The organism is Bradyrhizobium genosp. P (assembly GCF_049949265.1).
Lineage (GTDB): Bacteria > Pseudomonadota > Alphaproteobacteria > Rhizobiales > Xanthobacteraceae > Bradyrhizobium.
The window spans coordinates 8,574,754-8,588,408 of the sequence record NZ_CP188195.1 but is presented as its reverse complement, the minus strand read 5'-3'; the positions used below and the strand labels follow the sequence as shown (position 1 = coordinate 8,588,408).

At 65.2% G+C, this 13,655-nt stretch carries 14 protein-coding genes; 11 read left to right on the top strand and 3 right to left on the bottom strand.

The window, feature by feature from the left end; translation table 11 throughout:
* The first annotated feature begins 59 nt into the window (after positions 1 to 59).
* The 8 genes from ACP2YO_RS41210 (at position 60) to ACP2YO_RS41175 (ending at position 6,905) form a co-directional block, all read left to right on the top strand.
* Positions 60 to 755 (top strand): PspA/IM30 family protein, encoded by a 696-nt coding sequence (locus ACP2YO_RS41210; RefSeq protein WP_426436915.1) that lies wholly within the window; start codon positions 60 to 62, stop codon positions 753 to 755.
* A 49-nt stretch (positions 756 to 804) separates the two neighbouring features.
* Positions 805 to 1,080 carry a YiaA/YiaB family inner membrane protein gene (locus tag ACP2YO_RS41205; protein WP_426436914.1) on the top strand — a complete coding sequence of 92 codons (276 nt, stop codon included), beginning with the start codon at positions 805 to 807 and terminating at the stop codon, positions 1,078 to 1,080.
* Between the two features lie 292 nt (positions 1,081 to 1,372).
* Positions 1,373 to 2,428, top strand: coding sequence for a hypothetical protein (locus tag ACP2YO_RS41200; RefSeq protein WP_426436913.1), 1,056 nt, complete (start codon positions 1,373 to 1,375; stop codon positions 2,426 to 2,428).
* Entirely contained in the window at positions 2,425 to 3,300 is an 876-nt protein-coding gene (locus ACP2YO_RS41195; protein WP_426436912.1) for a HesA/MoeB/ThiF family protein, read from the top strand. The genes ACP2YO_RS41200 and ACP2YO_RS41195 overlap by 4 nt, the downstream gene beginning before the upstream one ends.
* Positions 3,297 to 4,496, top strand: a complete 1,200-nt coding sequence (locus ACP2YO_RS41190) for a hypothetical protein (RefSeq protein WP_426436911.1) — start codon at positions 3,297 to 3,299, stop codon at positions 4,494 to 4,496. Before ACP2YO_RS41195 ends, ACP2YO_RS41190 begins: the two co-directional genes overlap by 4 nt.
* On the top strand, positions 4,493 to 5,614 hold the full coding sequence (locus tag ACP2YO_RS41185) for a GNAT family N-acetyltransferase (protein WP_426436910.1): 1,122 nt from the start codon (positions 4,493 to 4,495) through the stop codon (positions 5,612 to 5,614). The genes ACP2YO_RS41190 and ACP2YO_RS41185 overlap by 4 nt, the downstream gene beginning before the upstream one ends.
* Positions 5,611 to 6,606 (top strand): hypothetical protein, encoded by a 996-nt coding sequence (locus tag ACP2YO_RS41180; RefSeq protein ID WP_426436909.1) that lies wholly within the window; start codon positions 5,611 to 5,613, stop codon positions 6,604 to 6,606. Before ACP2YO_RS41185 ends, ACP2YO_RS41180 begins: the two co-directional genes overlap by 4 nt.
* A 92-nt stretch (positions 6,607 to 6,698) precedes the next feature.
* On the top strand, positions 6,699 to 6,905 hold the full coding sequence (locus tag ACP2YO_RS41175) for a hypothetical protein (protein WP_426436908.1): 207 nt from the start codon (positions 6,699 to 6,701) through the stop codon (positions 6,903 to 6,905).
* Positions 6,906 to 7,104: 199 nt separating this feature from the next.
* Here ACP2YO_RS41175 and ACP2YO_RS41170 read toward each other — a convergent pair whose 3' ends face one another.
* Positions 7,105 to 8,514, bottom strand: coding sequence for an aldehyde dehydrogenase family protein (locus tag ACP2YO_RS41170; protein WP_426436907.1), 1,410 nt, complete (start codon positions 8,512 to 8,514; stop codon positions 7,105 to 7,107).
* A gap of 168 nt (positions 8,515 to 8,682) precedes the next feature.
* Between ACP2YO_RS41170 and ACP2YO_RS41165 the strand changes: the two genes are divergently transcribed.
* Entirely contained in the window at positions 8,683 to 9,063 is a 381-nt protein-coding gene (locus tag ACP2YO_RS41165; protein WP_426436906.1) for a hypothetical protein, read from the top strand.
* A 111-nt stretch (positions 9,064 to 9,174) separates the two neighbouring features.
* Here ACP2YO_RS41165 and ACP2YO_RS41160 read toward each other — a convergent pair whose 3' ends face one another.
* Complete coding sequence (locus tag ACP2YO_RS41160) at positions 9,175 to 10,026, bottom strand: SDR family NAD(P)-dependent oxidoreductase (RefSeq protein ID WP_426436905.1); 852 nt, start codon at positions 10,024 to 10,026, stop codon at positions 9,175 to 9,177.
* Positions 10,027 to 10,289: 263 nt separating this feature from the next.
* Here ACP2YO_RS41160 and ACP2YO_RS41155 point away from each other — a divergent pair, with 263 nt between their 5' ends.
* The gene (locus ACP2YO_RS41155) at positions 10,290 to 11,786 is read left to right on the top strand and encodes an aldehyde dehydrogenase family protein (protein WP_426436904.1); all 1,497 of its coding nucleotides are present in this window, start codon (positions 10,290 to 10,292) and stop codon (positions 11,784 to 11,786) included.
* Between the two features lie 214 nt (positions 11,787 to 12,000).
* Here the strand turns inward: ACP2YO_RS41155 and ACP2YO_RS41150 are convergent, their stop codons facing one another.
* Positions 12,001 to 12,384, bottom strand: a complete 384-nt coding sequence (locus ACP2YO_RS41150; RefSeq protein ID WP_426436903.1) for a winged helix-turn-helix domain-containing protein — start codon at positions 12,382 to 12,384, stop codon at positions 12,001 to 12,003.
* A 103-nt stretch (positions 12,385 to 12,487) separates the two neighbouring features.
* Here ACP2YO_RS41150 and ACP2YO_RS41145 point away from each other — a divergent pair, with 103 nt between their 5' ends.
* Complete coding sequence (locus tag ACP2YO_RS41145; RefSeq protein ID WP_426436902.1) at positions 12,488 to 13,615, top strand: alkene reductase; 1,128 nt, start codon at positions 12,488 to 12,490, stop codon at positions 13,613 to 13,615.
* The last annotated feature ends 40 nt before the right edge of the window (positions 13,616 to 13,655 follow it).

The window sequence follows — 13,655 nt, the reverse complement described above, 5'->3', positions numbered from 1 at the left end:
GTCGCTCAAGATGTGCTACAAGTGACTCATGAGCGATGCTCATAGCAGGGAGAGACCAAATGTTCAAAACTGTTTTGACGCTTTTTCGCGGCAGCGTGGCTGCGGCAGAGGAGGAACTCGGGGACCGGACGGCCCTCGTGATCCTCGACCAACAGATGCGCGACGCGGCGGCGGCCGTGGAGCGTTCGAAGCGGACCCTGGCGCTGGCGATCGCTGGCGATCAGCAGGAGGGCCGCCGGCTCGAGATCACCAACAGCCGGATCGCCGATCTCGAGGTTCGCGCCTCCGCGGCGCTTGAAGGCGGTCGGGACGATCTCGCCCGCGAAGCCGCGCAGGCGATCGCCAATCTCGAAGCCGAGCGCGATGCCGCGACGACCGCGCGCGCATTGTTCGCCTCGGAGATCACGCGGCTGAAGCGCCACGTGGCGAACGCCGAGGCGCGCATCTCCGAGCTCGACCGAGGCCGCCGGCTGGCGCGTGCCTCGGAGGCAGTCCGCTCGCTGCGCCGCAGCGGCATCGAGGCGGCGCGCCCCTACGAGGCCACGCTGCCTGAAGCCGAGGCCACGCTGAAGCGGTTGCGCGAACGGCAGATGGAAGTCCAGGCCGCCGACGACGCGCTGATCGAGATCGACGCTACCTCAGGTCCGCTCGCCACCGCCGAAAAGCTAGCCGAGCAGGGTTTTGGCCCGCGCATAAAATCGACCGCCGACGACGTGTTGGCCCGGCTGAAAGCCCGGCGCCCGCCAGCTGCCTAATCCCCAACCTTCACCAACCATCAGACCTCGTATCATCAAGGAGACTACCATGAACCAGAATATCCAACCCCACAGCGGTGCCTGGGTGACCTTTACCTATGCGTCCTTCGCTGCCTCCGCCTTCCTCGTCGCCATCGGCGTGTTCTTCCTGCCGATGGATATCTGGATGAAGGGCTATCTCACGATGGGCATCGTGATGCTGGTCCAGACCTGCATCACGCTGACCAAGACGGTGCGCGACAACCACGAGAGCGGCAAGCTCGTGAACCGCATCGAGGATGCCAAGGCCGAGCGCCTGTTGATGGAAGTATCCAAGGCGGCCTGAGCCGGAACGCGCTCCCTCTCCCCGTTCTTACGGGGAGAGGGTTGGGGTGAGGGGCTGTCTCCGCGACGGCGGTGACAGTTCGATATGTGGAGACTCCCCCTCACCCGGAACGCATCTGGCGATGCGTTCCGACCTCTCCCCGCACGCGGGGCGAGGTGAAGCGGAAGCCGCCGCTCGAACTTGTTCTTTTCTTTGAACGGCTCGTTTACCCTGCGGCAAACAGCGTCAGGTTGCGCTCATCGCTCCTTAACAGGCGGACGTGCAGGAATTGCACCGATCACGGGCAGGACACATGGCGTCATCGGATAACGGCACTCCGGCATCGCGCACGGGCAACGGTTTTGCGAAACTGCGCGCGACCGCCGCCCGGCTGCGCGGCCATGCCGGCTTCTGGCTGAAGGCGCTGTCGCAGCCGACCATCGATCTCACTCTGCGCACGCAGGTGGGCCAGCGCACCCGAATCGTCGAATCGCCGGGGTTGTCGTTGCCGAAGGCGGAGCTCGATGAACTGGTCGCGCAACTGCGCATCGTCGCCGCCAAGACGCTGCCGCAGGAAAGCCTGACCTATGGCATCTTTTCCGGCGAACCCGAACGGCTGTCGAAAGCCGTCGTCACCCTGATCTGCGAGGAAGACAGCGGACGTCCGATTGCCTTCAACGCGCTGTCGGTGATGAGCGTTCCGCTCGACGGCGAGCCGGCCGAAGTCACCCATCTCGGGCTCGTCATGGTCGATCCCGATGTGCGCGGGCAGGGGCTGTCCTGGGTGCTCTACGGCTTGACCGCGCTGGTGCTGTTCGCCCGCGACGGGCTGCGGCCGAAATGGATCTCCAACGTCACCCAGGTGCCCGCGGTCGCCGGCATGGTCAGCGACACCTTTTCCGACGTCTATCCGTCGCCGCTGCCGGGTGCGCGGCAGAGTTTTGCGCATCTGCAGCTCGCCCGCGGTATCATGGCCGATCATCGTGCCGTGTTCGGCGTCGGCGACGAGGCCGGCTTCGACGAGGAGCGCTTCGTCATCACCAACGCCTATACCGGCGGCTCCGATGCCTTGAAGAAGACGTTCGACATCGCGCCCAAGCATCGCAACGCGATCTACAACGATTTTTGCCAGCGCGAACTGGATTACGACCGCGGCGATGATGTGCTGCAGCTCGGCCGCATCGATCTCGCCGGCGCGCGCCGTTATCTCACCAGCGAGGTGCCGCACGGCTCGCTGCCGGCGCTGCTGGCGGCCTCCGCGGTACTGGCGCTGCAGCGGCTGGTGCTGCCGGTGGTCCACTGGATGGACGATACGCGCGCCTTCGGCACCTTGCGCCCGCGCCATCACGATTCCGGGGGCGCGCGATGAGTTTCGACTATTACTCCTTCACCGGCCGCAATATCGGCTTCATCGACGAGCGCGAACAGCAATTGCTGCGGCAGGCGCGGGTGTTCGTCTGCGGCGTCGGCGGCATGGGCGGCGCGGCCTTCATGGCGCTGGCGCGCGCCGGCGTCGGCAAATTCGTGATCGCCGATATCGACCGCTTCGAGGTCTCCAATCTCAATCGCCAGGTGTTCGCCTTCGCCGACGAGGTCGGCCGCGAGAAGGCGGAAGTCGCCGCCGAGGCGGCAAAGCGCATCAATCCGACCCTCGAGATCGAGGTGCTCGGCGAAAACTGGACCACCGAACTGCCCGCCATCGCGCAACGCTGCCCGGTCATCGTCAACGGCATGGACGACATTGCCGCCGGCGTTCATCTCTACCGGACCGCCAAAAGCGCTGATGCCACCGTGATCGACGCCTATATGTCGCCGTTGCCGTCGGTGATCGTGGTGCGGCCGAACGATCCGCGCCCCGAGCAGCGGCTGGGATTTCCAACGCTCGGCAAGGACTGGCAAGAGATCACCGAGGGTGACCGGCGTGCGGCGATGCGGGCCGAGATCGAGCACGTGATGCTGCATTCCTCGTCGCGCAACTATGTCGATCTGGCGATCGCAGGCGAGGTCGCGGCCGGCCGCCGCAGCCGGATGTCGTTCGCGCCAATGGTCATCTCGACCGGCATGCTGATGGCCTATGAGGCGATCGCGCTGATCCTGGGGCGCAGCTCCGGCACCGATTGCCGTGGCTGGTTCCTCAATCCGCACCGGCCCGCGATCGAAAGGCCGCGCAACGCGCTCGTTGCTGCCCTGCTGCGCCCGTTGGTGCGCCGCGCCATCGACCAACTGACGGGCGGCAAATGACCTCAGGGGTGATCGCCGATTCCATCGTCAATCTCTGCGGCGCCATTGGGGTCGCGGTCGCGATGATGACGTTCTACCGGCGCGATCCCCGGAGCCCGCTGACCCGGCGCCTGTTGCTTGCGCTCGGCGTGATCGCGATGCTGTTCCTGGACCGCGGCGTGGCGTGGTGGACTGGCAGCGTCGTGCTCGATCGCCTGTCGGTGATCCCGGCCTCGCTGATTCCGCTCGGCGCCTTGATCGTTACCGAGGGCATCCTGCGGCGGCACGCGCCGCGCGCGGTCAAGATCGCCGCACTCGGTGGCGGCATCCTGCTCGGTCTCGGCGGCACGTTCGGGCTGCAGCGCCTGGCGATGCCCTATGCGATCGCGCTGGCGCTCTTCCAGCTATTGGGCTTTGCCATCTGCGCGCTTCTGCTGGCCTCGCGCGACCGCGCGGCGCTGATGGCCTCGGAAAACCGCAGCATCGGTCGGCTTGCGGTCGGCGCGCTGGTGGTGATCCCGTTCATCCTCACCGACTTCCGCACGCTGTTTCCGCACATTCCGGTCCGGCTCGGCGCCCTCGGCGCGCTGCTCACCGTCACCGTGATGCTGATCGCGGGCGGCGGCGCCGAGACGCGCCGGCACGGGCTGGCGATGATGGCGCTGCGGCTGGTCAGTTCGGGCCTGCTCGGCTTCGCCGCCGCCTTCATGGTGCCGGATGCCGATGTGGCGCAGATCATCCGCTTCGTCGCGGTAGCGGTCGCCGGCGTGCTGACCATCGGCCTGATGACCGACGCGTTGCGGGCGCTGTTCGAATCGCAGGAGCCCGGCGTGCTCAATTCGGTTGCCGCCTCGCCGGCGCAGACCCGCGACCAGTTGATCGCGGAGCTGGCGCGCCACCCGATCTTCGAAAGCGCCCGCCGCTTCCGCGAAAGCGAGGTCGCGCTTTACGATCCGCCGCTGCTGCGCGATTTCCTGTCGACCCGGCGCGTGCTCCGCCGGTCCGATGCGCCGTGGGGGCTGGCGCCCACCGAGCCCGCCGCCGAGCGCATGATCTCGTTGATGACGGCGAACAGCGCCAGCCATGTCATCGTGCTCGCCCATGATCCGCTCGACCTGATCGTGCTGGCGGTGCCGGTCACTGCCGCCGACCCCGCGACCGAAACCGCGCTGGCGCTGGTGCGGCGGATCCTTGCGCTTACTCCGGAGGCCAAATGACATCAGAGATCCGCGAGGGCGACCGCCACGCCGCGTTCGACGCAGCCCTCAATGCCTATGGTCCTGACAGTCTCTACGTGCCGCCGCTGTGGAGCGATTTTGACCGGATGTTCGATCCCGCAAAAAATCCCTTCGTCACCGAAGGCCACGGCCGCTACGTCCTGTTCTCCGCTCATCGCGACGGCCGGCCGGTCGGACGCATCGCGGCCTCGATCCACGACGATTCCAACCGCAAGCACGGCACCGCCAATGGCGCGTTCGGCTTCTTCGATTTTATCGACGATCCCGATGTCGCGGATGCACTGCTGAAGGCGGCCGAGCAATGGCTGGCTGCGCGCGGCATGACCAGCGTCACCGGCAATTTCAATCTCACGGCGATGCAGCAGGTCGGCGTGATGACCGACGGTTTCGACAAGGCGCCGTTCACCGACATGATGTGGAGCCCGCCGCACATTGCGCGCCATCTCGAACGCGCCGGCTACGTTGCGACGTTTCCGATGACCACGTTCGAGATCGCGCTCGATGGTGGCAAACCCGAGCAACTGCTTGGCGACAAGCAGCGCGCGGTGCTCGCCGATCCCGACTTCGTCTGGCAGCCGATCAAGCGGTCCGCCTTCAAGGTGCGGCTGGAGGATGCCCGTATCATCCTGAACGACGGCTTTGCCGAGAACCCGATGTTCGTGCCGCCGACCGCGGCCGAATATCTGTTCCAGGCCGGCGACATGATGTGGATCATCGACAAGCGGATTTCCACCGTCGTCTATCATCGCGGCCGGGCCGCCGGCGCGATCATCGCGATCCCCGATCTCAATCCGCTGATCAAGGCGATCGGCGGCCGGATCGGGCTATCCTCGCCGTTCAAGTTCCTGCACCACCGCCTGACGAACACGCGCGCCGTGCTGATCTACCAATCGGTCTGCCGCGATCTGCACAATCGTGGCCTCAACGGCGCGATGCTCTATCGCACCGCACTGGCGCTGCAGGAGGCCGGCTACCGTACCCTCGGCGGCACCTGGATATCAGACGTCAACGGCCCCTCGCTGCGCCAGGTCGAGAAGGTCGGCGCGAAACCGTTGCACCGGCTGCATCTCTTCACAAAGAAACTGGCGGCGGCATGAGCGTGCTGACACCGGATCTGGTGCGCGAGCTCGTCGCCGAGGCGCGGCTGGCGCCGAGCGTTCACAACATCCAGCCGACGCGCTGGCGTTTGCTGGACGACGGACGGCTGGCGCTGATCGATGATACGCGCGTGCGCGCGCCGGTCGCGGATCCCGCCGGCCATGACGTCCTGATCTCGCATGGCGCGGCCCTGGAAGGGATGTCGCTCGCGTTCAACCGCCGCGGTCTTGCGATGGTGGGTGTCACGACGCTCGAACAGCGGCTGTCGCCACAATTTACAGCGCTTTGCACGTTTACGGCCAGCAGGGGCTCCACGCCCGATCCGCTTGCCGACCACGTTGCGCGGCGGATGTCATGGCGCGGCACCTTCGTGTCGTCGCCGGCCGATGCGGCGTCCATTGCACAGCTTTCCGCCGCACGCGACGACGTCACCTGCATCAGGGATCGGCAGGCGATCGCCGGCATTGCCGGCTGGGCCGACCAGGCCGAATTCTCCTTCGTCCGCGGCGACGACTACCGGCGCGAATTGTTGATGTGGATGCGGCTGTCGCAGAGCCATCCGCAATATCTGGAGAACGGCCTCAACCGCGACGCGCTTGCGATGAATGCGCTCGAAGCCACGGCCGCCCGCTTCGTGCTGGGCAGCCTGTTCAAGCCGCTGGATCGGTTCGGCCTCGCGGCTTCGCTGCTGGCCGACGGCGCCAAGACCACGTCGGCATCGGCCATCGTCCTGTTCTGCCGGCCGCAAGGTGAGGACCCACTCATCTCCGGTCGGCATTTCTATCGTGTCTGGCTGGAAATCGACCGCGCCGGGCTCGCCGCCTGCCCGATTTCGGCGTTGGCCGATCATCCAGGGTTCAACGAGCGGCTTCGCGCGCTCGGCCACATCGGCGATGGCCTGCGCCTCGTCAACGTGTTTCGCGTCGGCCGTCCGTCAAAGGCATACAAGCCACGGCATTTCCGCTTGCCGGTCGACCAGCTCGTCGTCTGACCCGTCAGGGTTACTACGGCCCGATATCCGCTGTTGAAGCGGCATACGGTCGTGCTATGACCGCGCCCGCGAACCAACGACCGGTATGGATCATGTCGAAGCAGTCGATGCGCGAGGAGGCCGAGCGCCTGATCCGCGAGACCATGGAAAAGCGGAATCTCGTCGTCAAGCAGGGCGCGACCCGGATTGAGGCGGTCTGCGGCAAATGCGGTGCGCCGAACCGGCTGCAGGCAGACAGGGGCGAGACCCGCGTCAAATACGCCTGCAAGCAGTGCGGCCACAAGCAGGAAACGCTCTGAGCGTTGGGTCGCCTATTTGAAGACTTCGCAGACCGTGATGTGATCCGGCGCAATCTGCGCCGCCGTTCGCAGCGAGACCCTGCACCGTCATACACCAGGGCGGCGAGGTCGCATTGGGCGTCGAACATGAAGCGGCTCTGTTCGTGTTGGGCGGGGGAGCGATCGCGGCGCCATTGCGCCGCGATCGCCTTGATCAGGATCAGACGGCCGGCGGGCCGTTGATGATCTGCAGCTGGGTGAACTCGGCGAGGCCTTCCTCGGCGAACTCGGTACCGATGCCCGACTGCTTGGCGCCGCCGAACGGGATGTTCGGGGCCATGTCGAGGTGCTTGTTGATCCACACCGTGCCGGCCTCGATCTGGGTCGCGACGGCGTGGGCGCGGTCGATATTGGACGACCACACCGAGGCGCCGAGGCCGTAGTTCGTGGCGTTGGCGCGGCGGATCACGTCGTCCTTGTCGGAGTATTTGATGACCGGCAGCACGGGGCCAAACTGCTCCTCGTCGACCAGCTTGGAACCTTCCTTGATGTCGCGCACGATGGTCGGCTCGATGAAGTAGCCGGGACGGTCCATCGCGGAACCGCCGGCGATCACGTTGCCGTTCTTGCGGGCGTCGTCGAGGAACGCCTTCACCTTCTCGTACTGCATCTTGTTCTGCAGCGGCCCGAGCTTGGTGCCCTGCTTGGAGCCATCATCGACCACCGTGTTCTTCGCGATCGCCACCAGCTCGTTGCAGATTTCGTCATAGACCGACTCGTGCACATAGAGCCGCTTGATGGCGAGGCAGACCTGGCCGGAGTTCTGGAACGCGCCCTCGAAGATGCCGGGTGCGACCTTCTTCGGATCGACGTCGTCGAGCACGATGCCGGCGTCGTTGCCGCCGAGTTCGAGCGTGATCCGCTTCAGCGTCTGCGATGCGCTCGCCATCACCTTCTGGCCGGTCGCCGTCGAGCCGGTGAAGGAGATCTTGCGGATGTCCGGGTGCTTGGTCATGTGATCGCCGAGGTCGTTGGCGTCGGCGATGAAGTTCAGCACGCCCTTCGGCAGGATGTCCTTGACCAATTCGGCAAAGCGCAGCGACGCCAGCGGCGTGGTCGGGGCGGGCTTGACCACCAGCGTATTGCCGGCGAGCAGCGCCGACGGCAGCTTGAATGCAAGGATCAGCAGCGGATAGTTCCAGGGAATGATCGCGCCGACCACGCCGAGCGGGCGGCGATAGGCCTCGACCTTGCGATCGCCGGAATTCTCGATCACGCGCATCGGCAGATCGAGCGAGCCGAGGTAGCGGAAGAAGCCGGCCATGCCCATGACTTCGCCGGTGGCGTCCGCGAGCGGCTTGCCCTGCTCGCTGGTCAGGATGCGCGCGAGTTCGCTGGTATTGGCCTCGATCGCTTCAGCCATCTTGATGATGAGCTTGCGACGCTCCTCCATCGGGGTCGCGGCCCATGCGGGAAAGGCGGCCTTCGCGGCGGCGACAGCCTTGTCGAGTTGGTCCTTCGAGGCGCGCGGGCACTGCGCCACCACCTCTTCGGTCGCCGGGTTGAGGACCGGCATGGTCTGGTCGCCGGGTACCATCTTGCCGTCAATGAGAAGATTGTAATCACTCATAGGCTTTGCTCTCCCTGGTCAAACGGGCCCTTCGAGGCCTCGCTATATCCTGTCATATATCACGTATGCGATGGGGGAGCCACGGCCTATTAACTTGACGGCTGGACGGTCGCAGCCAGATCGATATATTCTATCGACTATAACGAAGATATGATCCGGAGTGCCGGTATGCAGATCGAAACCCAGGAACTCACCACCTGCGAAGTCGCGCCCGACGGCTGCGCCATTTCGCTGGGGTTCGTGGACGGCAAGGGTGAGCCGGCGACGATCCGGCTGTCGATCAACCAGGTCGGCGCGCTGGTCATGACGCTGCCTGGGCTGATCAGCAAGGCGCTGCAGACCCGTTTCGGCGACCAGAGCTTGCGCTATGCCTATCCGCTGGATTCATGGGTGATCGAGCAATCGACCGATCCGACCCAGGGCATGATGACGCTCAAAACCACAGATGGATTCAGTGTCTGCTTCTCGATCCCGCGCGCCCAGCAGAGCGAACTCGGCGAGGCGCTGGTCGCGCAACCCGCGACGCAGATCCGCGTGCGGGCGAATTAGCTCAATAACGCCGTCCCGTCATTGCGAGCGAAGCGAAGCAATCCATCCGTCCACACACGCGGAACTATGGATTGCTTCGTCGCGTCGCTCCTCGCAATGACGGGGAGGGAGCTACTTCCCCTTCACGAACTCTGCGAACGCATCGCCATAGTCCGGATGCCAGCGCGACAGCGGCGGGCGGTTCTCGACGATGTCGCCGGCCGCCCACAGGATGCGGCGTTCGTCGAGCGCGCGGTGCACGTCATTGTCGGGGCACAAGATGTAGAAATCGCCGGCGTCGAGACGCTCGATCATGAAGTCGACGGTCTGCTCCGCGGTCCAGGCGCCGGCCGGCTTCTCGCTGCGGCCGCGCGCCGTCAGCCCCGTGAAGACGAAGCCCGGGATCAGCAGATGTGCCGTGATCTTGCAGCCGTCGGTGTTGCGCAGCTCGTGCTGCAGCGCCTCGGTGAAGGCCTTCACGCCGGCCTTGGAGACGTTGTAGGCGGGATCGCCGGGAGGCGTGGTGATGCCCTGCTTGGAGCCGGTGTTGATGATCAGCCCCGGCTTGCCGCGCTTGATCATGTTAGGCGCGAAGGTCTGCGTACCGTTGATCACGCCCCACAGGTTGACGCCGAGAATGCGTTGCCAATTGTTCTCCGGACCGAACATCGTGCTGCCGGGCTGGATGCCGGCATTGTTCATCAGGATATCGGTGCTGCCGAATCGCTTGGTGACGGCGGCCTCGAGGCCCGCGACCTCGTCCGCGCGGCTGACATCGACCGTTTCAGTCATGATGTCGGCCGCGCCGCCCGGTGCCGCGGATGACAGTTTTGTCTCAGCTTGCTTTAGCCGGTCGGCGCCGAGATCGGCGATGCAGACCTTCATGCCGGCCTTGGCAAAGCGCATCGCCGCGGCGAGCCCGATCCCGGAGGCGCCTCCGGTGATCACGGCAACATGATTTTGCGACATCACGGGGTGGGGCATCGTCGTCTCCGGACACATATGTGGCTGACAAATCTATAGCGTTTTCGAGCGAAGTGGTTCCGGTTCGCGTGAAGAAAACGCATCGAAAACAAGATGGCTGAAGGCTAGCATATTGTGCACAGCATGCACGCGGGCGCATGGGAGGTCTTCATGCGCGCCGTCCTTGTCAACGTCCGCTCGGCTTTACGGTTTCGTGTCAGCGCTGTAGAATCCGCGATATAACGCTTTCAAAAGACGCCAGCCGACATTCAGGGAGTGTAAACATGGCTGTTTCGCAGGCAATTCCGATCACGCGCCATCCTTACGCCGATGGTTCCTACAAGAAGATGCTGATCGACGGCAAATGGGTCGACGCGGCCTCCGGCAAAAAATTCGAGACCCATAACCCGGCCACCGGCGAACTGCTTGCGACAGTCGCCGAGGGCGATGCCGAGGATATCAACCGCGCGGTCGCGGCCGCGCGCCGCGCCTTCGAGGGCCCCTGGAGCAAGGTCAGGCCGTTCGAGCGGCAGAACCTGCTGCTCAAGCTCGCCGAACTGGTCGAGGCGAATTTCGAGGAACTGTCCCAGCTCGACACGCTCGACATGGGCGCGCCGATCAGCCGTACCCGCGGCAACAAACTGCGCGCACTCGGCATGCTGCGCTATTACGCAGGGCAAGCGACTGCGATCCATGGCGAGACCATCGAGAACTCGCTGCCCGGCGAGATATTCTCCTACACGCTGAAGGAGCCGATCGGCGTGGTCGGCGCCATCATCCCCTGGAACGGACCGTTGACGGCCTCGATCTGGAAGATCGGGCCGGCGATCGCGACCGGCTGCACCGTGGTGCTGAAGCCCGCCGAGGAATCACCGCTGACCTCGCTGCGGCTCGCCGAGCTCTGCATGGAAGCCGGCATTCCGCCCGGCGTCGTCAACGTCGTATCAGGCTATGGCGAGACGGCGGGCGCGGCGCTCGCCTCGCATCATGATGTCGACAAGGTCGCATTCACCGGCTCGCACGTCACGGGCCAGTCGATCATCCGGGCCTCGGCCGGCAACCTCAAGCGCGTTTCGCTCGAACTCGGCGGCAAGTCGCCCGACATCGTGTTCGCCGATGCCGATCTCGATGCGGCGGTGCCGGGCGCGGCGATGGCGGTCTTCGCCAATTCGGGCCAGATCTGCAGCGCCGGCACGCGGCTGTTCGTCGAGCAGAAGGTCTATGACGAATTCGTCGGCCGCGTCGCCGAGTTCGGCAGGAAGCTGCAGGTCGGCAATGGCCTCGATCCGAACACCCAGATCGGCCCGCTGGTGTCGCAGGATCAGATGGACCGCGTCTCCGGCTATCTCGATATCGGCCAGAAGGAAGGCGCCAAGGCGCTTGCCGGCGGCGGCCGCCTCACCGAGGGCGCGCTGTCGAAGGGCTATTTCGTGCAGCCGACGGTGTTCGCCAATGTGCAGGACAATATGCGCATCGCGCAGGAGGAGATTTTTGGTCCGGTGATTTCGGCGATCTCGTTCAAGGATCCGGACGAGCTGATCAAGCGCGCCAATGCCACCACCTTCGGCCTCGGCTCGGGCGTCTGGACCACCAATGTCAGCAAGGCGCACCAGGTCGCCAAGGCGCTGCGCGCCGGCTCGGTCTGGGTCAATTGCTATCAGGCGATGGATCCGGCGGTGCCGTTCGGCGGCTACAAGATGAGCGGCTACGGCCGCGAGTCCGGCAAGCAGCACGTCGAGGAGTATCTCAACGTCAAGGCCGTCTGGATCAAGACGGGCTAGGTGCTGTCTTCACCTCTCCCCGCTTGCGGGGAGAGGTCGGATTGCATCGCCAGATGCAATCCGGGTGAGGGGGTACAGGTCTCAAGAATCGGCTCGCTTGCGGATAGAAGCCCCTCACCCCAACCCTCTCCCCGCAAGAGCGGGGCGAGGGAGAATTTCTGGCTCGGTCGTGGCCAAGAAGATTGAAAAACGGCGGCCCTAACGCCGCCGTCCCTTATCGCCCCGCAGCCTTCTTCGGCTTGCCGATGTCGCTGCTCAACGCTTCGAGATCCTTGCGCACGGCGGTTGCGGCATCGCGCTCGATCTTCCGGTAGCGTGCCACCAGCGACAGCCCGAACGGGGTCAGCACCGCGCCGCCGCCGTTCCTGCCGCCGGTCTGCCGCGCCACGGCCGCCTGGCGACAGATGCGGTTGATTTCATCGACGAGGTCCCAGGCGCGTTTGTAGCTCATGTCCATGGCGCGGCCGGCAGCCGAGATCGACCCGCATTCCCGGATGTTTTCCAGGAGCTGGATCTTGCCCGGCCCGATCCTGCCCTCGGCATCGAGATCGATGCGGACGCTCAGGGAAGGGAGCAATGTGGCGCTCGGTTTCGACATGGCAAGCCTGCTAGTCTCCGCAATAGATTGCCACTACCCGCTTTTGCGAACAAGATGAACCCGTTACATAACGGGAAATCGCACAAGAATATCCGGGGCAGGCATGAATCCTCCGTCGCTGTTTTCTACCCTCCAGATCGGTCCCTACCAGCTCAAGCACCGGGTCGTGATGGCGCCGCTGACGCGGATGCGGGCGACGAGGCCGGGCCTCGCGCCACGGCCGCTGAACGCCGACTATTACGCGCAGCGCGCCACGCCGGGCGGGTTGCTGATCGCGGAGGCTTCGCCGGTGGTCGCGACCGGCTTCGGCAATCCCGGCGTCCCCGGCGTCTACACCGAAGCCCAGATCGCGGGCTGGCGCGAAGTGGTCGATGCCGTGCACGCCGAGGGCGGCATCATCTTCCTGCAACTCTGGCACGTCGGCCGCGTCTCGCATTCCTCGTTCCAGCCTGATGGCGCGCTGCCGGTCGCGCCGTCGGCGGTGGCAATCCCCTCCGAATTCAAGGCGATGACGGCCGACGGCAAGGTCGCCGACTACGAGACGCCGCGCGCGCTGGAGACCAGCGAGGTCGCGCTGATGGTCGAGGCCTACCGGCAGGGGGCCAGGAATGCGCTCGCCGCGGGCTTCGACGGCGTCGAGATCCACGGCGCCAATGGTTACCTGGTCGAGCAATTCCTGCAATCGCGCAGCAACCTCCGCACCGATCAATATGGCGGCTCCATCGACAACCGCGTCCGTTTCCTCGTGGAGGTGACGCAGGCTGCGATCGATGTCTGGGGCGCCAACCGCGTTGGCGTGCGGCTGTCGCCCTACGGTATCGCCAATGGCAGCGGGGAAGCCGACCCGATGCCGCTCTACAGCCACGCCATCACGTCGCTGGACAAGCTCGGGCTGGCCTATCTGCACTTCATCGAGCCACGCTCCTCCGGCGCCGGACGTGCCGACGTCAACTGGCAGAACGTGCCGTCGGCGATGGTGCTGTACCGCCCGCTGTGGAGCGGCGTGTTGATATCAGCCGGAGGTTTCGTCGGCGAGAATGCGCAGAGCGCGATCGCCGAAGGCCATGCCGACGCCATCGCCTTCGGCCGTTACTTCATCTCCAACCCGGATTTGCCCCGCCGCTTGCAGCGCGGCTATCCCCTGACGCCCTACAACCGCGCGACGTTCTACGGCGGCGAGGAGAAGGGATACACGGATTATCCCGCGCACGACGAGCTGGCACAGGCATAAGCCTTCGTAGCCCGGATGAGCGAAACGAAATCCGGGCTAC

Excerpts from the sequence above, each read along its gene's own strand:
- ACP2YO_RS41210 (WP_426436915.1), top strand. The coding sequence starts at position 60 with ATGTTCAAAACTGTTTTGACGCTTTTTCGCGGCAGCGTGGCTGCGGCA.
- ACP2YO_RS41170 (WP_426436907.1), bottom strand. The coding sequence starts at position 8,514 with ATGAGTGATTACAATCTTCTCATTGACGGCAAGATGGTACCCGGCGAC.
- ACP2YO_RS41190 (WP_426436911.1), top strand. The coding sequence starts at position 3,297 with ATGACCTCAGGGGTGATCGCCGATTCCATCGTCAATCTCTGCGGCGCC.
- ACP2YO_RS41180 (WP_426436909.1), top strand. The coding sequence starts at position 5,611 with ATGAGCGTGCTGACACCGGATCTGGTGCGCGAGCTCGTCGCCGAGGCG.
- ACP2YO_RS41165 (WP_426436906.1), top strand. The coding sequence starts at position 8,683 with ATGCAGATCGAAACCCAGGAACTCACCACCTGCGAAGTCGCGCCCGAC.
- ACP2YO_RS41155 (WP_426436904.1), top strand. The coding sequence starts at position 10,290 with ATGGCTGTTTCGCAGGCAATTCCGATCACGCGCCATCCTTACGCCGAT.
- ACP2YO_RS41145 (WP_426436902.1), top strand. The coding sequence starts at position 12,488 with ATGAATCCTCCGTCGCTGTTTTCTACCCTCCAGATCGGTCCCTACCAG.
- ACP2YO_RS41150 (WP_426436903.1), bottom strand. The coding sequence starts at position 12,384 with ATGTCGAAACCGAGCGCCACATTGCTCCCTTCCCTGAGCGTCCGCATC.
- ACP2YO_RS41195 (WP_426436912.1), top strand. The coding sequence starts at position 2,425 with ATGAGTTTCGACTATTACTCCTTCACCGGCCGCAATATCGGCTTCATC.
- ACP2YO_RS41160 (WP_426436905.1), bottom strand. The coding sequence starts at position 10,026 with ATGCCCCACCCCGTGATGTCGCAAAATCATGTTGCCGTGATCACCGGA.
- ACP2YO_RS41200 (WP_426436913.1), top strand. The coding sequence starts at position 1,373 with ATGGCGTCATCGGATAACGGCACTCCGGCATCGCGCACGGGCAACGGT.
- ACP2YO_RS41185 (WP_426436910.1), top strand. The coding sequence starts at position 4,493 with ATGACATCAGAGATCCGCGAGGGCGACCGCCACGCCGCGTTCGACGCA.
- ACP2YO_RS41175 (WP_426436908.1), top strand. The coding sequence starts at position 6,699 with ATGTCGAAGCAGTCGATGCGCGAGGAGGCCGAGCGCCTGATCCGCGAG.
- ACP2YO_RS41205 (WP_426436914.1), top strand. The coding sequence starts at position 805 with ATGAACCAGAATATCCAACCCCACAGCGGTGCCTGGGTGACCTTTACC.